14 protein-coding genes are annotated in these 22544 nt (G+C 37.1%); 10 read left to right on the top strand and 4 right to left on the bottom strand.

Going from position 1 to position 22544, the window contains the following annotated elements; all coding sequences use genetic code 11:
- Window positions 1-132: 132 nt before the first annotated feature.
- From FLM54_RS17190 to FLM54_RS17175, 4 genes are read left to right on the top strand one after another with little or no spacing between them, the layout of a single operon-like run.
- The gene (locus FLM54_RS17190; RefSeq protein ID WP_008108719.1) at window positions 133-1344 is read left to right on the top strand and encodes a tyrosine-type recombinase/integrase; all 1212 of its coding nucleotides are present in this window, start codon (window positions 133-135) and stop codon (window positions 1342-1344) included.
- Window positions 1344-2543 carry a sodium:proton antiporter gene (locus tag FLM54_RS17185; RefSeq protein ID WP_178957090.1) on the top strand — a complete coding sequence of 400 codons (1200 nt, stop codon included), beginning with the start codon at window positions 1344-1346 and terminating at the stop codon, window positions 2541-2543. The genes FLM54_RS17190 and FLM54_RS17185 overlap by 1 nt, the downstream gene beginning before the upstream one ends.
- A 59-nt stretch (window positions 2544-2602) precedes the next feature.
- Window positions 2603-4279 (top strand): DUF1566 domain-containing protein, encoded by a 1677-nt coding sequence (locus tag FLM54_RS17180; protein ID WP_178957089.1) that lies wholly within the window; start codon window positions 2603-2605, stop codon window positions 4277-4279.
- A 27-nt stretch (window positions 4280-4306) separates the two neighbouring features.
- On the top strand, window positions 4307-4903 hold the full coding sequence (locus tag FLM54_RS17175) for a DUF1566 domain-containing protein (protein WP_178957088.1): 597 nt from the start codon (window positions 4307-4309) through the stop codon (window positions 4901-4903).
- 39 nt (window positions 4904-4942) lie between these two features.
- On the opposite strand, the gene FLM54_RS17170 is transcribed toward FLM54_RS17175, so the two are convergent.
- Complete coding sequence (locus FLM54_RS17170; RefSeq protein WP_178957087.1) at window positions 4943-7987, bottom strand: FAD-binding and (Fe-S)-binding domain-containing protein; 3045 nt, start codon at window positions 7985-7987, stop codon at window positions 4943-4945.
- Window positions 7988-8131: 144 nt separating this feature from the next.
- Here FLM54_RS17170 and FLM54_RS17165 point away from each other — a divergent pair, with 144 nt between their 5' ends.
- The gene (locus tag FLM54_RS17165; protein ID WP_178957086.1) at window positions 8132-8344 is read left to right on the top strand and encodes a PGPGW domain-containing protein; all 213 of its coding nucleotides are present in this window, start codon (window positions 8132-8134) and stop codon (window positions 8342-8344) included.
- 52 nt (window positions 8345-8396) lie between these two features.
- Here the strand turns inward: FLM54_RS17165 and ppsA are convergent, their stop codons facing one another.
- Window positions 8397-10772: a phosphoenolpyruvate synthase gene (gene ppsA, locus FLM54_RS17160; RefSeq protein WP_008108727.1), complete on the bottom strand. Its 2376-nt coding sequence runs from the start codon at window positions 10770-10772 to the stop codon at window positions 8397-8399.
- Window positions 10773-10926: 154 nt separating this feature from the next.
- Between ppsA and FLM54_RS17155 the strand changes: the two genes are divergently transcribed.
- Window positions 10927-11736 (top strand): pyruvate, water dikinase regulatory protein, encoded by an 810-nt coding sequence (locus FLM54_RS17155; RefSeq protein WP_008108730.1) that lies wholly within the window; start codon window positions 10927-10929, stop codon window positions 11734-11736.
- Between the two features lie 91 nt (window positions 11737-11827).
- Here the strand turns inward: FLM54_RS17155 and FLM54_RS17150 are convergent, their stop codons facing one another.
- Window positions 11828-13177 (bottom strand): class II 3-deoxy-7-phosphoheptulonate synthase, encoded by a 1350-nt coding sequence (locus FLM54_RS17150; RefSeq protein ID WP_178957438.1) that lies wholly within the window; start codon window positions 13175-13177, stop codon window positions 11828-11830.
- A gap of 602 nt (window positions 13178-13779) precedes the next feature.
- Here FLM54_RS17150 and FLM54_RS17145 point away from each other — a divergent pair.
- A complete protein-coding gene (locus FLM54_RS17145; protein WP_178957085.1) occupies window positions 13780-14655 on the top strand; it encodes a DNA replication terminus site-binding protein in 876 nt (291 codons plus the stop codon).
- A gap of 61 nt (window positions 14656-14716) precedes the next feature.
- Here FLM54_RS17145 and FLM54_RS17140 read toward each other — a convergent pair whose 3' ends face one another.
- A complete protein-coding gene (locus FLM54_RS17140) occupies window positions 14717-15931 on the bottom strand; it encodes a hypothetical protein (protein ID WP_013463357.1) in 1215 nt (404 codons plus the stop codon).
- A gap of 771 nt (window positions 15932-16702) precedes the next feature.
- Between FLM54_RS17140 and FLM54_RS17135 the strand changes: the two genes are divergently transcribed.
- The 3 genes from FLM54_RS17135 (at window position 16703) to FLM54_RS17125 (ending at window position 22480) form a co-directional block, all read left to right on the top strand.
- Window positions 16703-17941: an AAA family ATPase gene (locus FLM54_RS17135; protein WP_178957084.1), complete on the top strand. Its 1239-nt coding sequence runs from the start codon at window positions 16703-16705 to the stop codon at window positions 17939-17941.
- 15 nt (window positions 17942-17956) lie between these two features.
- Window positions 17957-18919: a transcriptional regulator gene (locus tag FLM54_RS17130; RefSeq protein WP_010388796.1), complete on the top strand. Its 963-nt coding sequence runs from the start codon at window positions 17957-17959 to the stop codon at window positions 18917-18919.
- Between the two features lie 414 nt (window positions 18920-19333).
- Complete coding sequence (locus FLM54_RS17125; RefSeq protein ID WP_178957083.1) at window positions 19334-22480, top strand: DEAD/DEAH box helicase; 3147 nt, start codon at window positions 19334-19336, stop codon at window positions 22478-22480.
- Window positions 22481-22544 lie beyond the last annotated feature (64 nt).

Raw genomic sequence — 22544 nt, 5'->3', positions numbered from 1 at the left:
CTTTAATAAGGTATATGGTTAATAAATCTGCATTTAGCATAAATATCAAAATTTCGTTATGTCCAATACTAGACAGTATCGGACTTTAAGGTTAATCTATAAGTCTATTATTTTCTTATATATTTTACTATTATGCTTGTTGCTCTGGTCGATACATTAAAACAATTACGTTATCAAATAGCTCATCTTGAAGATAATACACTGCAATCAGAATATCCAGAACTAGCCTCTTTTATACAGCAAGTCAGCTTGACTGTAACTGAATCAAAGGCCGATCTAAATTTTTTATACCAGTTTTTATATGTTTATGGCCGAAAATCAGAAGCAACTTATAGTCGTTTTCGCAATGAATTAGAACGATTTTATTTGTGGTCATGGCTTATAGCTGAAAAATCAGTATTCGATTTAAAGCGTGAAGATATTGAGGCGTATGTTGATTTTATGGTCGAGCCGGATAAAAAGTGGGCATCAACTTCGGTGCAGTGGCGCTATAAAGATGAGCAAGGAGTACGTCGGTTAAACCAAAATTGGCGCCCTTTCATGCAAAAAGAATCTATTGCGAGTCAGCAAACATTATCCGCAATGTTTACTGCACTTAATGTATTTTACAAGTTCGCTATTTTAGAAGAAAAAACCTTCGCTAACTTTGTACCTGTGGTTAAGAAAAATAGCCCCTACTTGGTTGTACAATCACAAATACAAATTCCCGATACATTAAGCGATATTCAATGGGAATACGTATTTGGTGTAACGCGTGATCTGTGCGAACAAAAACCAGAGTATGAAAGAAACCTTTTTACCCTCGCCTGTTTAAAAGGATTATATTTACGTATATCAGAATTATCAGAACGTCCACAATGGTCACCTGTTATGTCTCATTTTTGGCAAGATAACGATGGCTTTTGGTTTTTACGTATAATGGGTAAGGGTAATAAATTACGAGATGTAACTTTAAGTGATGATTTTCTTGAGTATTTAAAACGTTATCGGTTATACCGTGGTTTACCTGCCCTGCCCCGTGTTGACGAATCCGACCCGTTAGTGCATAAAATTCGTGGCCAAGGTGGTATGACAGTAAGACAAATTCGACGTTTAGTACAACAAAGTTTTGATATTGCTCAGCAGTCATTACTTGATGATGGCTTTAAAGATGACGCGGAACAATTAGAAGCGGCCACTGCACATTGGCTTCGACATACCGGTGCAACGCATGACGCACAAACTCGACCTTTAAAACATTTATCTGAAGATTTAGGCCACGCAAAAATAGCCACAACCGATCAAATATATATTCAAACAAATATTAAAGAACGGGCAAAGTCTGGAATAAAAAGGAAGATTTAATGGAATACTTAATTATTGCTCTTATTGGTGCATTATTTTTAATTTATTCTACAACACTACGCCAATTAGAAAAAACAGAAATTACTGGGCCGATGTTTTTTGTTATAGGGGGGATGCTGCTAGCATTGATAGCTCCGAACGAAAGTGAAAATTTTAAAAATGGCTTACGGTTTTTACTGCCCTTTATAGAATTAACGCTCAGTATCTTTTTATTTACCGATGCAGCAAAGTCAAAATTAGGAGTATTAAGGCATAGTTTTCAATACCCAAGTTTACTTTTATTTGTTGCCTTACCATTAACTTTATTACTCGGGATTGTAACCGCGTTATTTTTATTTGCTGAGCTTTCATTAATTCAAGCAGCACTTATCGCAATTATATTAACCCCAACCGATGCGGCGTTAAGTAAGGGATTATTAAGCAATACAAAAGTTCCTGAAAAAATACGCGAAGGTATTAATACAGAAAGCGGTTTAAACGATGGCTTATGTGTGCCTATATTTTTAATATTTATTCTGCTCGCAAAAAATCCTGAATCTGCAATTACTGCAACACAAACGTTAAGTGTATTTGGTAGAGAGTTGGGAGTTGCATTATTAATTGCATTTGCAAGTATTGCTGTTTTTATTCCGTGTTTAAACTTTGCAATGAAGCGACATTACTTTGCCCAAAACACTAGCCCGTTTTTACTATTGGGTTTTGCTATGGCTGTATTTTCACTTACGCAATATTTTCATGGAAGTGGATTTATTGCCGTATTTGTAGCGGGGCTTTTATTTGATAAATACGCGAGCACCAAAATAAACAAAGAGCTGATTGAAGACTCAGAGCATATAGCTGACTTTTCCTCTTTAATGATTTGGTGTTTATTCGGTTTTGTTTGTGCTTATTTAGTGATCCCGAAATTAAATACTGAAATAATAATTTATGCGCTACTTAGTACAACACTGATCAGAATAATTCCTGTTATGTTGTCACTGCAATATACGTCATTAAAAATAAAAGAGCGTTTAACGTTTGCTTGGTTTGGGCCGCGAGGATTGGCTTCGATTGTTTTTACTTTAATGGTTATTGATACACAAATAGAAAATAAATTTCAAATTGCGACCATTGCTATGACCACAATTTTATTTAGTGTATTTATTCATGGTATTAGTACAAAACCGATTGCAGACAGTTTTTCAAATAAAAAAGCGTAAACACTGTTATTTAAAATTGTGGTAATATATTTTCTAATTATTTTTATAAGGATATTTAAGTGAATAAAATTGTTAAGTTTATTTTGAATGTAGCTATTGTTATTTCTGTTGCATCTTGTGGTAGTGGTGGAGGTGATAAAGAACAGCCTAAGAATAGTAATATAATTCCAACTGTTAACGCAGGTCCAGACCAGATTGTAAATAGCAATGAAGTAGTTAATCTAAATGGCGTTGCTTCGGACGAAGACGGTAACATTGTCTCATTTTTATGGGAGCAAATTAAGGGTAAAAAAGTTAATCTTCAAAATTATAATACCTCAAAAACAAGCTTTACTCTGCCGAGCTTTGAAGAAGAAACTGAATTAGAGTTTAAGTTAGTTGTTATAGATAACTCTGATGCACAAACAAGCGATACAGTAAAAATAATTGTAAAAAAAACAGTTATTCCTTTAACCGTAGATGCAGGCTCCAATCAGATAGTCGAGGAAGGTTCAGAAGTGCAATTAATCGGTTCAACTAATATTGATGATAATGCACACACCTACTCGTGGATTCAAATATCAGGCTCCCCCGTTACGCTTAATGATAATGATAAAAAAATAACAGGTTTTGTATCTCCTGCTGTTAGTAATACTGAAGTGCTAGAGTTCAAATTTACAGTGAGTGACAATTTTAATAACTCGATCGAAGATACTGTATTAATTACAATAAACGATATAAATGAACCACCAACAGCAAGTGCAGGTGAATCGTACTTTGCAATTAGTAGTGAAACAGTTGAATTAGATGCTTCACTGAGCAGTGATGATAATGACATTTCTTTGTTAACTTACACTTGGAGTCAAATTGATGATTCAGGGTTGATAATTGAATTAAATAATTCAAATAAACAAAAAGCAAAATTCATAGCACCTTCTGTAATTGTATCAACAGTTCTATCTTTCCAAGTAACAGTTACAGATGCTGAAGGACTAACAGATATATCTACTGTAAATATAGCAATAAAGCCATTGATTAACAGTAAAATAAATGATACTGGTCTATTGCGCTGCGCTAAGGAATTCGATGCTGAGGGGAAGTTACTACCGAATTGTCAATCTAGTGTTGGTGAAGATGCTCAATCTGGACGTGATATTAGTAGTAACTATGATCAAGATGGAAAGGCCGGTTTTAGTTTTACTAAACTTGATAGTAATGGAGACCCAGTCGATAAAAGTTCACAGAGTTGGTCTTGTGTACTTGATAACGTTACTGGATTAGTTTGGGAGGTTAAATCGAGTGAAAAAGCTCTTCATGATCCAAAGCATACATATAGTTGGTACGATCCAGACTCTTCAAAAAATGCGGGTTATCCTGGTTTAAAGAACCAAGGTGTGTGTTCTATTGATAGCTGTGATTCTTATTCATACATTAATATGGTTAATGAACAAAATTTTTGTGGGAAAAATGATTGGCGATTACCAACGCAAACTGAATTATTATCAATTCGAGACTTTGGAATTTCCGCAGCTGATAATACTCCTAATATAGATACCTCATTTTTCCCAAGTACTTCTTTTAATCTTCCTTTTTGGACTGCGACCTCTAAGGTGACTCCCTATCCCGAACAAAACCTTGCTATAGGTATTTTTTTCCTACCACCACCAAATTTTGGTGATGAATATTCTTTAGATAACTTTATAGTAGAAACGTCTAAAACAAAAGCAAGTCATATTCGATTGGTTAAAAATCAATAAGTCAAATTAAAATTAAAGGGATATAACATGAATAAAAAAATAAATTTTTCTACTCTACTAATTGTATTTATAACTCTATTTACGTTTTCTATAGCAAAAGCACAAGAATGTTCAGAAAGCATTATTAAGACAACCCCAAATGAGCGCTTTAGTATCAATGGTGATGGAACAGTTACTGACATAAAAACAAATTTAATGTGGATGAGATGCAGCTTAGGTCAAACTTGGGATAGTAATAATTGTTCAGGTGATACTTCATCAGCCCTACTAACATGGAGGAATGCGTTAAACATAGCTGAAAGTGAAACATTTGCTAGTTACACAGATTGGCGCTTACCAAATGTAAAAGAACTAGAGACAATTATAGAGCATAGTTGTCATAGTCCAGCTATAAATAAATATATTTTCCCTGGTACAATTCAATCTAGAAAAGACTCTATCGATGAAACAAGATTTATAGCTATGTATTGGAGTTCCTCTATAGATTCTAATTATTCATCAATTGCATGGAAAGTTGATTTTCTTACAGGTACATTAGCCACCCAGTATGATGACATCGGCGGCGGTAATACTGCGTATATAGAATATCCACAAGCTGCTAGGCTTGTTAGAACAGTAAATTAAACTCAAATTTTGGCGCATAATAAACTATGCGCCAAGATTTTACTTAATTAACTCTGCCAGTAGCTCTATTGGATGCTTAGGCTTAAATTTTTCATAACGTTTTACTTGGCTACGACATGAGAAGCCAGTTGATAAAAGTTGCTCAGGTTTATTTTTATCAACGATAGGTTTCCAACTCATTTCATAAAGTGCTTTAGAGTTTGCTTGGTTTTGTGCTTCATGACCATAAGTACCGGCCATACCACAACACCCAGTATTTGTGGTGTTTAATGTTAAACCAAGCTGATCAAAAATATTTTTCCACACACTTGCGGCTTTTGGTAGCGCGGTCGTTTCGGTGCAGTGGCTTAACAAGGTAAATTCAGTATCAGTTTGTTTAGCTTCTAAAGTACTGAACGATAGTGTTTCTAACCATTCATGCGCAAGTTGCACATTAAAGTCACCACGGTTATTTTCTAAAATTGTATTATATTCATCGCGATAACACATTACTAACGATGCATCTAAACCAACTAGCGGTGCATTAATATCATTAAGCTGATTTAAAAATTCTGCGGCACTTTTTGCTGTTAGCTTAAATTCATGTAAAAAACCTTTCACGTGCTGAGGTTTACCATTGGGTTTAAAGGGTAACAGCATTGGTTTTTTTCCAAGCTGAGTAATTAGGGTAATAAAACTCTCAACCAACTCTGCTTCGTAAAAGCTGGTGAATGGGTCTTGAACAATTAACACATAATCATTTTGCTCATTGGCACTTAACTTTTTAAGTAATTCTAAATTAAATGTTTGCGCTTTGTTTACACGTTTTTTGAGTGCTGGAATACTTAACTGCGGGGTATCAACATAGCCAACCGTTTTTTTAATGAGGCTACTAACTAATGATGTTTTTACAATTGGATTAATAACTCTGGCAAATTTTGCCATTAATGGTGCGCTGTTTTCTATATTACCCACTAAGTAATCTTTGAGTGGGCGGGCATAATAACTATGATAATAATTTAAAAAACGGGCACGGAAAGTTGGCACATCTACTTTTATTGGGCAAGCCGTGGTACACGCTTTACACGCTAAACATTCATCCATTGAGGCTTTTACCTCATGCGAAAAATCGTAAACGCCTTGTTTTTTCTCTCTGCTATGAACAAAGCGCTCCCACCAAGTAATTACTTCACCTTTGTTTAGCTCTTTTTCAACCTCGAGTAAATTAACATCTTTTGACTCTTGAAGACGTAACCATTCACGCATTAGCCCTGCTCGGCCTTTTGGCGAATTACGGCGATCGCCAGTTACTTTATACGACGGGCACATTGGCGAGTTTTCATCATAATTAAAACACAGGCCGTTACCATTACAGGTCATTGCATTGTTGAAACTGGTCTTAACATCAATAGAAATTTGCTTGTCGAAGTAAGAACGCTTTTGCCCATCAACGCTAACTAGTGAGTCTTCACTTTCAAGCGGGGTACATATTTTACCGGGGTTTATTTTGTTGTTTGGGTCAAACGCCGATTTTATTTTTCGTAGTTGGGTAAATAAATGCTCACCAAAAAATTCAGGACCGTATTCACTTCTGTAACCTTTACCGTGCTCGCCCCACATTAAACCACCGTATTTAGCGGTGAGTTTTACTACTTCATCTGAAATAGTGCGCAGTAATTTTTCTTGTTCCGGGTCGCACATATCCAGTGCTGGCCTAACATGTAAAACGCCCGCATCAACATGCCCAAACATACCGTACTGTAAATTATAGCTATCAAGTAGTGCTCTAAATTCAACAATGTAATCGGCTAAATTTTCTGGTGGAACGGCTGTATCTTCTGCAAATGCGAGAGGTTTTTGGCTGCCTTTTACATTGCCTAGTAAACCCACTGATTTTTTACGCATTGCATAAATTTTTAGTATATCGCTTTTATCGCTGGTTAACTGATAGCCAATAACACCATTAGTTTGATTAGCTACACATTCATCTAATAATTTACATAATGTGTCTACTTTGTCTTTTATATCTTCTGGAGATACGGCATTAAACTCAACCATGTTGAGTCCTTGCATATCTTTATTTGGTACATCAGTTATTAAGTCCGATACTGAGTGCCAAATAATATCTTCACGAGCAAGATTTAATACTTTGCTGTCAACAGTTTCAACTGAAGTTGCGCGGGCATCAACTAAAAATGGTGAATGGCGAAGCGCAGAATCAAAACTGTCGTATTTTATATTTATGAGGGTTTTAAATTCTGCGATAGGTGTTAGGTTTAATTTTGCTTCAGTAACTATGCCTAAAGAGCCTTCTGATCCTGTTATTAAGCGGCTCATATCAAAAGTTTGTAAGTCTTCACTTAGCACATGTTCTAGGTCATAACCGGTTAAAAATCTATTTAACCGTGGAAATTTGGCTAATATAGCGTCGCGTTCATTAAGTGATATGTCTAATACTGTTTTGTAGAGTTTGCCAATTAAGGATTCCTGATCGGCAATTATTTTTGCTTTTTCAATGTCTATCGGACTGGTAGACATTGCAGTGCCATCAACTAAATAGGTGGTTAGCCCTAAAACATGGTCGCTGGTTTTGCCATAAACTAAGGAGCCTTGCCCCGATGCATCAGTACTGATCATGCCGCCAATAGTGGCGCGGTTACTGGTAGATAAATCGGGTGAAAAGAAAAATCCATACGGTTTTAAAAAGTCGTTAAGTTGATCTTTTATCACACCGGTTTGAACTCGTACCCAACCTTCTTCAACGTTTATCTCGAGGATTTCACGCATATAACGTGATAAATCAACCACAATACCAGGCGTTAAAGATTGACCATTTGTTCCTGTGCCGCCACCGCGAGGACCAAAAGTTAACGATAAAAAAGGGTCTTGCGATGCTATTTGCAGAGCAACTTGAATGTCTTTTTCGCTTTTAGGAAAAATAACACCTTGCGGAAGCTGCTGGTAAATACTGTTATCGGTTGACGCTGTGAGTCTGGTTGCATAGCTTGCGTCTGTATCTCCAGTAAACCCTTGATTTTTTATAGTATTTAAATAATTTGCGACAAGCTCGGTCGCGGCATCTTGTTGTGTAATAGTTGCTATCATGGCGGCGCTTATTAATGCATTTGTGTAATTATATCATGGCGATGGCTAATAGAAATTGAAGATTTTACAGTTTGTAACACTCTTTTTATCGATATATGAGCAGCTGCAATTATAATCAAGTTAAACGCCTACTATGAGGTTTATATGAAAAAACTACTAATGCAGATCAGCGGAACAGTGTTTATTTTACTCGGATTATTGTTTGCTGTGGTGCCAGGGCCATCGTTAATATTTTTTATTGCAGGCTTATTCTGCTTTTCTATGTATTACCCTAAAGCTAGAGGGTATTTAACATGGTGCCAAAAAGCACTGACTCGTTCATGTGCCTACTTAGATAAAAAATTAGCAAAAAATTAATTTTTAGCCATAAAAAATGCCAGCAGTTGCTGGCATTTTTTAACGAGGTAACTTACTTAGCAAGTTTGTCTGCTAAGTATAACCATGTTTCTAGTACTGTATCTGGGTTTAGCGAAACAGAGTCAATGCCCTGCTCTACTAACCATGCTGCAAAGTCTTCATGATCTGAAGGACCTTGACCACAAATACCTACATATTTACCTTTTTCTTTGGCTGTTTTAATAGCCATAGAAAGTAGCTTTTTGATTGCAGGGTCACGCTCATCAAATAGGTGAGCAATTAAACCTGAGTCGCGATCAAGACCAAGCGTTAACTGTGTTAAATCGTTAGAACCGATAGAGAAACCATCGAAGTATTCTAAGAATTCTTCAGCCATTAATGCATTTGACGGAAGCTCACACATCATGATTACTTTAAGACCATTTTCGCCACGTTTAAGGCCATGTTCTTCAAGTAATTCAATAACGCGTTTACCTTCTTCAAGGGTACGTACGAATGGGATCATGATTTCGATGTTGGTCATATCCATGCTGTTTCTTACGCGTTTTATAGCTTCACACTCAAGTGCAAAACAATCACGGAAGTCTTCAGAGATATAACGTGCAGCGCCACGGAAACCAATCATTGGGTTTTCTTCTTCTGGCTCGTATTGCTGGCCGCCCACTAAGTTAGCATATTCGTTTGATTTAAAATCAGACATACGAACAATTACACGCTCTGGTGCAAACGCACAACCTAAGGTAGAAATACCTTCTACTAGTTTACCAATATAGAATTCAACAGGTGATTCGTAACCGGCAATCATGTCTGTGATTTCTGCTTTTAATGCATCTGTTTGTGCATCAAAATTTAATAACGCTTTAGGGTGAACGCCAATCATACGGTTGATGATAAACTCAACGCGCGCAAGGCCAACACCTGAATGTGGTAAACGTGCAAAATCGAATGCGCGATCTGGGTTACCTACGTTCATCATCACTTTCATTGGAAGTTCAGGCATTTCATCAACACGTGAAGTAAGTACTTCAAAGTCTAAAATACCTTCGTAGATGAAACCAGTATCGCCTTCGGCGCATGATACAGTAACTTCTTGACCAGCTTTAATTAAGTCTGTTGCATTACCACAACCAACAACGGCTGGAATACCTAACTCACGTGCAATGATTGCAGCATGACATGTCCGACCACCACGATTTGTAACAATCGCAGCCGCGCGTTTCATAATAGGTTCCCAGTCTGGGTCTGTCATGTCGGTAACTAATATGTCACCTACTTGTACTTGGTCCATCTCTTTGATTGAGTCAAGTACACGTACAACACCACTACCAATTTTATGACCAATTGCACGGCCTTCAACAACAACATTGCTGCTGCCATTTAGTTGGAAGCGTTCCATTACGTTTGTGTCTTCGTTTGAGCGAACAGTTTCTGGACGGGCTTGAACTATATATAGTTTGCCATCGTTACCATCTTTTGCCCATTCGATGTCCATTGGACGACCGTAATGTTTTTCAATGATTACAGCTTGTTTGGCAAGATCTTGCACTTCTTCATCTGTAATCGAAAATTTGTTTGAAAGTGCTGAGTCTACGTCAACAATTTCTACTTGTTTGCCATGAGCTTTGTCTTGAGAGTAAATCATTTGAATGGCTTTAGAGCCAATGTTACGACGTACTACAGCTGGCTTGTTTTTAAGTAGCGTTGGTTTATGAACATAAAATTCATCAGGGTTAACCGCACCCTGAACAACCATTTCACCCAAACCATAGCTTGATGTGATAAACACTACATCTTCAAAGCCCGATTCAGTATCAATACTGAACATTACACCTGATGCTGATTTATCAGAGCGTACCATGCGTTGAATACCCGCTGATAACGCTACACCACGGTGATCGTAGCCTTGGTGAACACGATAAGAAATAGCGCGGTCGTTAAATAACGAAGCGAATACGTGTTTAATAGCAGTCATTACAGAATCAATACCAACAACGTTTAAGAACGTTTCTTGTTGGCCTGCAAACGAGGCGTCTGGCATATCTTCAGCAGTAGCTGATGAACGAACAGCGAATGAAACATCTGCAGAAGCGTCACCATGAAGTTGGCTGTATGCATCGCGGATTGCTTTATCTAGACTAGGTTGGAATGGGGTATCGATAATCCACTGACGGATATCGGCGCCGACTTTGGCGAGTGTGTTTACATCATCAACATCAAGAGTATCTAAAATGTCGTGAATTTTTGCGTTGAGTCCTGATTGTTCTAAAAACTCGTTAAAAGCGTCTGAGGTTGTAGCAAAACCACCTGGGACTTGCACACCTGCGTTAGCTAAGTTTGAAATCATTTCACCAAGTGAGGCATTTTTACCACCAACTCGAGGAACATCTTGCATACCAAGCTCTTGATACCAGAGAACGTATTCTTGCACGGATCTTTCTCCAAAAAACAAATTGTAGTACTAACTGTGAGAGTTAAGAAAGAAAACCTTTTATAAAGGTCGCCCCCATTCTACACTGGCAAACGTCCTCACGTAAACCGTGATACACTTATTTTAAAATTAAATGTAATAAAAAAGAGGCTTTATGAGAACTGCGTTTTATATTTCAGATGGTACGGCAATCACATCTGAAGTGTTTGGTCATGCGACCTTGTCTTTATTTCCTGTCGAATTTAATCATAAAACAATTCCTTTTGTAGAAACCGAAGAAAAAGCGCATGAAATCAAAGCGCTTATTAACGCCACATCGTCTAAGCAAGGTGAGAAGCCTCTAGTGTTTTTTACTTTTGTGAACCATAAATTATCGGAAATTATTCGCTCTGCAGATGCTGTCTCGTATGACTTTTTAACAACCTATAGCGAAAAAATTGAAAGCGAATTAAACGTTGCCCCAGTACCTAAAGTACATAGAACCCATTCAATACACGAAAAAAGTTATGACTTTAGAATTGATGCAGTTAACTATGCTTTAATGAATGACGACGGCGGTAATATTAAAAACTTTGCTGAGGCTGATATTATTTTAGTTGGCGTTAGTCGAAGCGGTAAAACGCCAACAAGCCTCTATTTAGCCCTGCAATACGGTATTAAAGCGGCTAACTATCCGATCACAGAAGATGATTTAGAAAGCGAAGGGTTACCCAAGTGCTTAGTGCCTTATAAGCATAAACTGTTTGGTTTAACTATAGACCCTGAGAGACTGGCTGCGATCAGAGATAGACGAATGGCAAATTCAAAATATGCATCAATTAGACAGTGTCGTATTGAAGTGCGCGAAGTAGAAATGCTCTATAAGAAGCATAAAATTGCTCATTTAAATTCTACCCACCATTCTGTTGAAGAGATCTCAGCAAAAATCATTTCTGATACAGGTCTTGAGCGCCGTAAGTACTAACAAACTAACATGTGATTTAAGCATGTAATTGCGCCCAGGACACAAAAAAGCCGCTAAATAATAGCGGCTTTTAACATTTTAAGAAGGTGTATTACTTGCGAGCATCCTTTAAAAGGTCTGCAACTAAAAAGCCAAGCTCTAATACTTGGTCGGCATTTAAGCGAGGGTCACATTGAGTTTTGTAACGCTGCGCTAAGTCATCATCTGATAAACCGTATGCACCACCGGTACATTCAGTAACGTGTTGTCCGGTCATTTCTAAATGAACACCACCTGCGTATGAGCCTTCAGCTTTGTGAACAGCGAAGAACTGACTAATTTCGCGCATAATGTTATCAAAGCTGCGAGTTTTATAACCTGAGCTGGCTTTCTCTGTATTGCCATGCATTGGATCTGAGCTCCAAATTACCTTACGCCCTTCTTGCTGTACTTTGCGAACAAGCGCTGGTAGCTTCTCTGGTAATACATCTGCACCCATTCGTGTAATGAGCGTTAACCTGCCAGGAATGTTATCTGGGTTTAGTGCATCAATTAAACGGATAAGTTCGTCAGGATCCATACCTGGGCCAACTTTAACGCCTATTGGATTTTTAATGCCCTTAAAGAATTCAATATGAGCATGGTCTAACTGACGTGTACGCTCACCAATCCAAACAAAGTGCGCTGAACAATCGTACCAGTCGCCTGATAAATGGTCTCTACGGGTTAATGCCTCTTCATAGCCTAGCAATAACGCTTCGTGTGATGTATATAAATCTGTTTCTTTTAAGCTTGGCGCTATAGTTGAATTAATACCACATACTTCCATGAATTCTAAAGCGTCTTGAATTTTATCTGCCAGCTGTTGGTATTTTGCTTTTTGTGGATTAGCAGCAACAAAGCCCATGTTCCAACGGTTAACCTGATGTAAGTCAGCAAGCCCACCTTGTGCAAAAGCACGTAGTAGGTTGAGTGTTGCCGCACTGTGATGATACGCGGTCATTAAACGCTGGGGGTCTGGAATACGTGCTTCTTCAGTAAACTCAAAGTTATTTACTATATCACCACGGTAAGATGGTAACGAAACACCGTCTATTATTTCTAAGTCGGCTGAGCGTGGCTTAGCGTATTGACCTGCCATACGTGCAATTTTTACAACTGGGCATTTACCGCCATAGGTTAGTACTACAGCCATTTGTAAAATGGTCTTAAATGTATCGCGAATATTTGCAGCGTTAAAGTCACTAAATGATTCTGCGCAGTCACCACCTTGAAGTAAAAATGCGCGGCCTTCACACACATCTTCAAGTTGTTTAAACAAACTTCTAGTCTCTTCTGCAAACACTAAAGGCGGTGCGCTTTTAAGCTGGCCTTCAACCGATTTTAATACGTCTTGATCTGGGTACTGTGGCTGCTGCAGTATTGGCAGTTCTCTCCAACTATTTGGGTTCCACGATTGCATGTTCATTCCTCATTCCTATTACCTGATGTATTGAAATTAACGTATGCAGAGGGCTTTGTTCAAGGACTAAATCGACTATTTACGAATTATTTAGTTATTAGTTAAATTTAAATAGGATTATTATCTATGATTTAACTATTTTATTGATAATAAATATATAAATAAAGAACACTAATACATTATAAAACAGTAGGATAAATAGTAAGAGTGGTATTTATTAAGCTTTGCTTGTAGCCACTTAGCTAAGCTGTATAAGATAATGTTAACACAAGGAACACATCATACTTAAATCAACTATATGTATTCTTAACTTTACAGTTAAAATTAAATATATCAGCCGTCAGTTATGTAGTTTCAAATATATATGCTAGCTGAGTAGTTCTGCTGGTTATACCCACTACTTCATACTGCGTTTATATATAACTATTAGTTAGTTAGAAAATATTATTATTAAAATGATCACACCAACAATAAAGAACACATCATACTTAATCTGATTTGAATTCAATCTTGGCATTAGAATAATATTTAAAAAGTAACTACCAAAAGAAAAGGTTATTTGCGAAAATAACTAAATAGTAAGATGTGTTCTTGTTGGTGTTATGGTTACGAAGGTACAAATTAGAAGTCAGTTTGATTTACTCAATGAGTTAACGCTTAGGCTAATTGAGGAACTTAAAGAGTATGGGTTTGCTAAAGCTGAATACTATCAACTGCCAGAAATAAGCAGTGTGGATGAAAATATAATTCCCGAGTCGATTGCAGTATCTAAAATTACAGGGGAACTGGCACATAAGGCTATTTTAAATTCTTTTTCTGATATGTATAAAAAGCCTGGTCTGAGTAGTCGCGTATTAAAGCGCCACCCTGGTTTATTAATTATACAAGACGCTAATAAACAAGCTATTATTGATCGGATTGCTCAAGTTAATAATGCAAAAGCGGCATTTAAAAATTGTATTTTGGCGATAGACAATAACGATGCTCGATTTGAAGCCGTACATAATGCTATGCCAAATTTAATTACGCTTGCCGCTTATCGTAAAATTCATAGCGAAAGCGAATCCCCTTTTTCAGTTCGTTTTACTTGGATGCATAAACACGCAACTAAAACACTCACAAAAAAGATGGCTCTTGAAATGCTCGAAAAGTCCGCTGGGTATAAAAACCCAAGAATGATTGATCAGCAAAAATGGCAATCATTGGTTGCTCAAGAGCAAGTTCGTGTTGCCAGTCTAGGTGAAAAAGAAAAATTACGAATTAGGCGCCCTACCCGAGTTAGCCCACAAGTTAATGTAAGATACACGGCTCAAAATCGTTATCATGTTAGTGCGGCCTTACCTTTTATTCTTATAAACCCACAACCCGATGTTAAGTATGGCCAACTGCCGAGTTACGAAAAACCGTTATCACATCCACGAAAACGTGAGTATGACTTTCTGGTAGACCGTTTATATTTAGAACAAGTAACAAAGTAATTATGTTAAAAAGGCCACTTAATGTGGCCTTTAATATAACTACTGGTAAAAATTAATATAATTATTTTTCTACAATTTCTTCCAGCTTATCTTCATCAATTAATACTGCATTTTCAACAATGCGTTTACCACCTTGTATCTCTATACGCTTGTTATGTTTATTTAATGCCAGTATCTCATCACAAAACTGATCAGATGGGTGCATTTCATAAGTGTAATCTACAATATTACCTGTTTTATCATCTTTTACATTAGTAATGCTGTACTCAGATATTGCTCCTTTTTCTATTAAATCTTTCATCGTGGTAGTCATATCACGGCGCAGTGCTTTTAATTTATTTTCGGTAATATCATCAGTTGAATAGATAGAGCCATATTTTTCCATAATAGACAGCAGTCTAAAATGGTATGTTTTTCCTGGGGCAGCATAGCGCCATAAATGATATAAACGTAGCATCATCCAACGCGATAATCCGCGCTTTAACTCTTGAGCACTATTAAAATAATAACCTTTATATTCAAGGTTATCTATCATGTTATGAACAAACGCATTTAAACACGCTACACATTTAACATTTCCGCCTTGGCCTTTTTTACCACTAAAGTGTAAAGACGATAAAAAGTTCATATTCGACTCGTAGAACGAATCATCAATATCTGAGTTTTTAGTGTCAGTAGCAGAATATTTAAAAGAAAGTTTTGAACCTTGTAATGCTTCGAGCGATTCTTTAATTTGTGGGTAAGGCATAGATTGACCTACCGCTTTAAGTTCTTGTGCTAATTCGTTCATAGAAAACACAACGGCATATTGAATACCGGACTTAAAATTAATTTTTACTATTTTACCTTTTGAAGCAAGGCGAATAAGTGCACGCTCAACTTTTTCTTCTCTATCTGATGGCCAAACTAAGTATTCTACGTCTTCACCATCTTTACGAGTACTTACCACAGCCGGTGTTATTTTAATTTCACCATCGTATAAAATACCGTCTACTTTTTCAGATATCTTACGTGTAATTATGGTTTTTTTAGGGGCTTCTTCAAGTGGCAGCTTTTTATGTCCTGAGCGAACAAAGCGTCCCCACAGATCATAATGGTTAAATGTGTTAGAGTAAGCGCGTAACCCATGGGCTGCATTTTCTATCGAAATTCGCACATCTTTATTATCTGTAAATAGTGCTAAGCTTTCGTTATCAATTGCACTTTCCACCCCGTGAATTTGGCCCCTAAGTGTATCGGGCAAGTTATCTACCGAGATGTTGACCTTTCGGCTCATGGTTTTTATTTCCGTTTTTATTGTGACAGCTAATAACAACACATAAAGCCACAAAAGTTAAATGTTTAAGTTAGTATAAAAGTGATCTGACTTCAAATAAAATGCACAGATCAATATTTTACTAAGAAAAAGTTAAAACATGAGATTTCAGATCAGGTTTTTACTAACTAGGCTTTAATAAACCGAATTTTTACTAACTGAAGAATAAATTTGTCCATTGCAAAGTGTTTTTTTTTAAATTTAGCACGACAAATGACAGTAAAAATGAGAGGCCTGTGGATAAGTTTAGTTCCAGTTAGCATAGATCTGATCTGTACTTACTACAGATCAGATCTATACTAATTAAACCGCTTATTATTCCTGATGGTGGGTGCATAACTTTATAATTTACTTAGTAAAAACATGATCTACAGCATCTATTTTGTGAGTAACTCAGTGCTTAACCTGTGCGTAACTAAGCTGCTAAATATTTGCTTAGTAAAAAGGTGATCTGCTAGTAGATAAGGATCTGATCTTAACCACGTACAATACTGATCCAGTTTTTTTAACATTGTTTATATAAATCATAATGTTATATGTATATTTTAAGGCCTTAGCCTTTAATACCTTATATATTTAACCATACTTAAACTTCTTTATTTATACTAAGCAATATTAAAGGCGTAAAATTATTTTATATGTCATGTATTTAAAATGCATGTCGCCTTAAATAGTTGTTTACAGCTAATTGAATGGACATTATACTAAACGCCTAACTTTGAGGAATAAAGTATGTCTATCAATAATAATGCGCTAGATACCTACCGACTTTTGAAAGCAACCGCAGAAGTTGCTGAAAAATCACTAGAAGGACGTATTCAACATTACCGCGCCCATCTTAAATCTGAAGAAAAAGAATTAAGAACCTACACCCAAAAAGCCGCTGCTGATTTACTTGGTTGTAATAATCGTACCTTAAAAAGACGCCATGACAATGGTGATTTTGACGATTTAAACATAAAACGCGGTGCAAACGGTCATTACGCTTATACGTTGGTTAATATTTTTGCCATGGCCGATATAATGGATATAAAACCCGATCATCGTGCACCGACAGACAAACTCCAAGTTATTGTTATTAATTCACTAAAAGGTGGTTGTGGTAAAACAACGAGCATGGTTAATATTGCTGCAGCACTTGCAACTACTAACATCAAGCGTTACCGAATTGGCATTGTCGATTTAGATCCACAGGGGTCATCATCTAGCTTTTTCCCATCTTCTGAGCCCGATCCAATTACTGTTGGTGATTTAATGCGTGACTGCATTGATCTTGAAGAAGGAGAAACCTGGTCTGAATTTGTTTCAAACTCTTTTTTACCAACTCATATTCCTAATATTCGTGTTTTACCCTCAGGTATGGATGATTTTTATTTTGAACACGAAACTGCAACGTTGCTTAAAGACACCTCAAACTATGAGCAAACTCGCCATTACCATAAGCTGTTAGAGCGTGTTATCGAGCCAGTAAAAGATGAATTTGATATTTTACTAATTGATACAGCGCCTACTCTTAACTTTATGTTTTATAATGCATTAATGGCTTCTACAGCGATGCTTATACCGGTTCATCCTGAAGCGGTAGACTTTGATGCTAATAATAAATATTTAAAACGTTTAGGTGAGATTTATCATACCGTTGCAGCTCTTGGTCACGATGGTTGGGACTTTATGCAATTTTTGGTTACCAATTATGTAAAAGGTAATCACTCACAACGTGACATAGTTAAAGACGTAAGAAGCGCCTTTGGTCGCCAAGTCATGAGCTACCCTATTAATCACAGCTCAGCAATTACTGCGAGTTCATCCTCGTTTAATACTATTTTTGATCAAAAAGCGTCTGACAGTTTAGCGAGTAGAGAATCGTTAATGCGCGCACAAGAAAATATCAAAGATGTTGTAGACGAACTCGAAATGCTAATTCGTTCAAATTGGCAATCTACACAATCAAAATTAAATACGCCTAAGTAAGGATGTTGACTAAAAATGGCTAAAAAACGTAAAAATGACACCCGCTTAGATCCCTTTGCAACCGCTGTTGGCAGTAGCAGCTTAGACGCTCTTTTAGAGCAAGCTAATGCAGGCGATGTTATTCGTATGCCTGCGCCAAGCGATCCTAATCGCGAAATTACCTTGGTTTGTAAAGTGATTGCTCATAACGAGATTGAAAAATCGACTCAGGTTTATGGTAAAAATCGCCGTGTACAAGCGCTTTTAAACGAAAAGTCGGTATCCGATATACTTCCTGCAATTAAAGAAGATGGACGTAATCAGCACCCCGCCCTGCTTTGGGATCAAGGTGATATGAGTCTTGTTCTTGCAGGCTCAAGACGTCGCAAAGCCTGTATTTTGGCTGGTGCAGATTATCTTGTTTTGAGTTCAAGTGATTTTAATGAGCAAGATGCTAAAGTGTTAGCAGTTTCTTCGGATCAATACATTGCTCCAAGTCTTTGGGAGTTAGGTCAAGCGTATCAGCAAACTCGAAACGAACTCATTCAACAAGGCAAAAAAGGATCGTACCGCGAGATTGCCGTTATTGAAGGGGTATCGCATACCGCCATTGCGGATGCGATTAAAGCGTATGAGCAAATATCTGCCGATGTTATAGCCCTTTACCCAACAGCTAATCATGTTGGTAGAGAAGTCGCTAAAAAGCTGATTAACGCAAAGGAGCGAGACGAGGTTGCATTTAACGAGTTAGTTGTAGCACTTGCAAGCAATGATGAAGTTAACGCCTTAGAAGCCGACGACAAGCGCGCTATGCTGATCACTAAACTATTAACCGCAGAGCCTAAAACAGCATTAAAGCGTGAGGCTGTGCTTGAAAACGACTTTATTAGTGTGCAACGTAACCTTAAAAGTGGTGACGTTTCAATAAAAATTAATAATAAAGTGATGACAGACAAGCGCTTAGAACAACTTACTAAACTATTAAGTGCTTTTAATTAGTTAGTAATATCGTGATCTGTAAAGGGGGGAGGTTAGTTAAATAGTGATCTAGCCTTCTTAATTAGTTAGTAAAAATCTGATCTTCCGTGGTGATAAAAAGCAAATAAAGCCCGATAAACTACTAAGGATCGTATCTTTACTAACTAAACCTACTCTATTTGATTAAATTGCTACCTTGTTAGTAAAAACCTGATCTACTCCTAGCAAAACCTCTCTATTAAGTTAATTTATTGTTTTTATTTTGTAATTTAAACGCCTTTTTTTAGTGAGCAAAATTAAACAATCCTTATAAACCAATTTTTTACTAACCAATCAGATCCAACCAGTTTATTTTAAAAATAATATTGCTTTAGCTCAGCGTTGATAAGGCATATACTGGAAAAATTGTTTTTAAATTTTAATACTTTGAGTGACATGTCTGCTAACTTATCAAAAAATGATTTAATGGCTATTTTTGAAGAAATTAAAAATGAGCAGGCTACCCAGTTTCCTCTTTCTGAGCGATTCATAAAAAAATTGTTTAAACCCGCGGTGTTAGCAAAAGGTAAGTCGTATTATAAAAACGGCCAAATAAGTTGGTTAGAACATAATGCTGATTTTTCTGTTGTTGATTCTACTGTGCAAGGCGATAAGGGCATTGCGTTTAACCAACGAATTGAGATCAGTAAATTACCAACTGGCTATTCAGTCGACACTCACTGTACTTGTAATGTTAAAACTAAATGCCGCCATTTGGCTGCAATTTTGTTAAAACTTAAAATTGAACACTCAGGTGAATACGGCGAAGACTATTTTATTAATGACTGGTTTAGCGAACTCAGCTCGCTTAAAAACACCGATCAAGCTCATCCATCACAAGTGTTACTGTTTGTATTAGATATTGAAAACGATAAAGTATTTTTAACGCCTAAAATTGCCAACTACGATAAAAATAATAATTATGCATTAGGTCGCAATTTAACTGAGCAACAGCTTAATAGTTTTGTAACCCCTAGCGACCTGCTAGAAAGTGATTTTAGATTATACAGCTGGATCCGCTCGCAAAATGCGGTCGGTAATATTGAACTCAAAGGTCAATGGGGCTTTAACGCGCTGCAGCAGTTACTAGCTACAGAACGATTATTTTTACAGCGTTCCCGAGTACCTATAAAAGCGCAACCTGGCTTACCCCTAAATTTTGTTTGGGAAAAACAAAAAGAAGTCACCCAGTTAAAAATTCATCTTGATCAAATTCCTAATTGGGCGTTAATTAAAACTACGCCGCCCATCTACTTAGATTTAGATAAATACAAGCTAGGCCGCATTCGCACGCCGCTCAGTGCTGACGAAATTGCTCATTTACAAACAATACCTGCACTACACGATACAAACTTTGATCGAATTTATAAGCAGCTTGCTGATAATTTTGGTGCCGGTGTTATTCCCCATCCTACTAATGCACTAAGCATGCCTGTTAAGTCGTTGAGTAATGCCGTACTTAAAGTTAGCATGTCGGGCTCAGTAATGGCTATTTCGTTATCGTTTAAGTATAAAAATAAAAACTACTTAGCAGGTACAGCGCCTGAAAAACTAATAAATAGTGCATTTGAAAACACCGTTACCAACGAGCTGGTCAACTTAGGCTTTGATTTTTGTAAAGGGGGTTTACACAGCGAGTTTATTTTTAGTCAGGAATCGGCTATTCACTTACACTGGTTAGCGCATGAGGTGTTACCAAGCTTTAAGCAACGTGGCTGGCAAGTATCAATGAGCAAAATAAATATTGCCGATACTAAAAACCAAATTTCCTTGCATGTAAACAGAGCTGCTGGGCATCAAATGCATTGCAAAGTTGTGCTTAACGATACCAAAGTGGCCACTTTATTTAATGTAAATAATAAACTGTTTGAATCGTTAAATCGTCAAAGCGAATTGTTTTATTACTACCCCGTTGGCCGTCAATTTGGAGTTATAGATAAGGCTGCGTTTAATTTATTAATTGAGTTTAAATTGCGATTTGAGTTTATTAAAACGCGCGACGAATTTAATATTCCACTTTCATACTTACCTGAGTTAGTTAAGCACACAGCCATTAATGTTGAGCTACATGATCCTTCATTAGAGCGCTACCTTGATGAGCTAAGCAATGACGCATTGTTATCGCCCAATATCGCCATTCATGGCTTACACGATTCTGTGGTGCTTAGAGAATACCAGCAAGAAGGCGTAGCTTGGCTTAACTTTTTAAAGCGTAATCAGCTAGGTGGTATTTTAGCCGACGATATGGGCTTGGGTAAAACTTTGCAGGTGATTGCTTATTTAGCCAGTTCTTATAATACTCCGCAGGCTGGCCCTACGCTTATTGTTTGCCCAACAAGCTTAGTGAGTAATTGGCAAAACGAAATTACCAAGTTTGCTAAAAACTTAAAAGTGACCACTATTTTTGGTGCACACCGTAATGATGCGTTGAAACACTTGGCACAAGCACAGTGTATATTAACAACCTATCCGTTATTAAAACGCGACATTGCTTATTATTCGCCACTGTATTTTGAAAACATTATTCTTGATGAAGCGCAGTATATTAAAAATGATACGGCACAGGTATCGCGGTTAGTTAAACGTTTGAATGCCGATTTTAAGCTTTGCTTAAGCGGTACCCCAATTGAGAACAATTTATTTGAATTAAAGTCGTTACTCGATTTTGCTATGCCTTCGCTACTAGGTTCCCAGGCACACTTTAAACAGCACTTTCAAGGTCCTATTGAGCGCGAAAGTAACATTGAGCGTGCAGAGCAGTTAAAAGCGCTAATTATGCCGTTTATTTTGCGCCGGACTAAAGCCCAAGTGGCTCAAGAACTGCCGCAAAAAACGGAGCTTGTTAAAGAGTTTGAGTTTGAGCCTAAACAAAAAGACATGTACCAAGGCATAACACATGCGCTTGAAGAAAAACTCATTGATTTATTTGCCGAGCAAGGCGTGCAAAAAAGTAAACTCGCCTTTCTAGAGGCACTATTAAAACTTCGCCAAATATGTTGTCATCCTAAACTTATTGAGCCAGAAACCGACGCTGCTAGTGCTAAGTTAGAATGGTTATCAAGCCATTTACCTTTAATGCTCAGCCTTGGCCGTAAGGTGATTATATTCAGCCAGTTTACCTCTGCTCTTGATTTAATTGCCGAGCGTTTGAATACACTTAACATTAAATTTAGCATGTTAACTGGGCAAACGCGCCATCGCGATAAAGTGATAGACGAATTCACCAGTGGCACTACTTCGGTATTTTTAATTAGCTTAAAAGCAGGTGGCACAGGGCTTAATTTAACCCAAGCCGATACCGTTATTCATTTTGATCCTTGGTGGAATCCAGCTGTTGAAAAGCAAGCGACCGATCGTGCTTATCGTATTGGTCAAACTAATCCGGTATTTGTGTATAAATTGATTATGGCTAACTCTATTGAACAAAAGGTGTTTCAAATGCAGCAAGATAAACAAGCGCTTGTAGATGCATTATTTACCGAAAAATCAATGAGTTTTACCCAGTTTGATGAACAACAAATGTTGTCTTTAATTAAAAGTTAAAAATTAACAATAATTTTTTGAACTTATTTGAATGGTGGGCGTCTATTAATACAGCTTGGTTAAA

The organism is Pseudoalteromonas sp. Scap25 (genome assembly GCF_013394125.1).
Taxonomy (GTDB): domain Bacteria; phylum Pseudomonadota; class Gammaproteobacteria; order Enterobacterales; family Alteromonadaceae; genus Pseudoalteromonas.
Note: the sequence above shows the minus strand (reverse complement) of the source record. Positions and strands in the feature narration are given on the sequence as shown.

Bases quoted from the DNA above. Each gene is read 5' to 3' on its own strand.
- FLM54_RS17190 (WP_008108719.1), top strand. From the start codon at position 133: ATGCTTGTTGCTCTGGTCGATACATTAAAACAATTACGTTATCAAATA.
- FLM54_RS17185 (WP_178957090.1), top strand. From the start codon at position 1,344: ATGGAATACTTAATTATTGCTCTTATTGGTGCATTATTTTTAATTTAT.
- FLM54_RS17175 (WP_178957088.1), top strand. From the start codon at position 4,307: ATGAATAAAAAAATAAATTTTTCTACTCTACTAATTGTATTTATAACT.
- FLM54_RS17170 (WP_178957087.1), bottom strand. From the start codon at position 7,987: ATGATAGCAACTATTACACAACAAGATGCCGCGACCGAGCTTGTCGCA.
- FLM54_RS17165 (WP_178957086.1), top strand. From the start codon at position 8,132: ATGAAAAAACTACTAATGCAGATCAGCGGAACAGTGTTTATTTTACTC.
- FLM54_RS17155 (WP_008108730.1), top strand. From the start codon at position 10,927: ATGAGAACTGCGTTTTATATTTCAGATGGTACGGCAATCACATCTGAA.
- FLM54_RS17150 (WP_178957438.1), bottom strand. From the start codon at position 13,177: ATGCAATCGTGGAACCCAAATAGTTGGAGAGAACTGCCAATACTGCAG.
- FLM54_RS17145 (WP_178957085.1), top strand. From the start codon at position 13,780: ATGGTTACGAAGGTACAAATTAGAAGTCAGTTTGATTTACTCAATGAG.
- FLM54_RS17140 (WP_013463357.1), bottom strand. From the start codon at position 15,931: ATGAGCCGAAAGGTCAACATCTCGGTAGATAACTTGCCCGATACACTT.
- FLM54_RS17135 (WP_178957084.1), top strand. From the start codon at position 16,703: ATGTCTATCAATAATAATGCGCTAGATACCTACCGACTTTTGAAAGCA.
- FLM54_RS17130 (WP_010388796.1), top strand. From the start codon at position 17,957: ATGGCTAAAAAACGTAAAAATGACACCCGCTTAGATCCCTTTGCAACC.
- FLM54_RS17125 (WP_178957083.1), top strand. From the start codon at position 19,334: ATGTCTGCTAACTTATCAAAAAATGATTTAATGGCTATTTTTGAAGAA.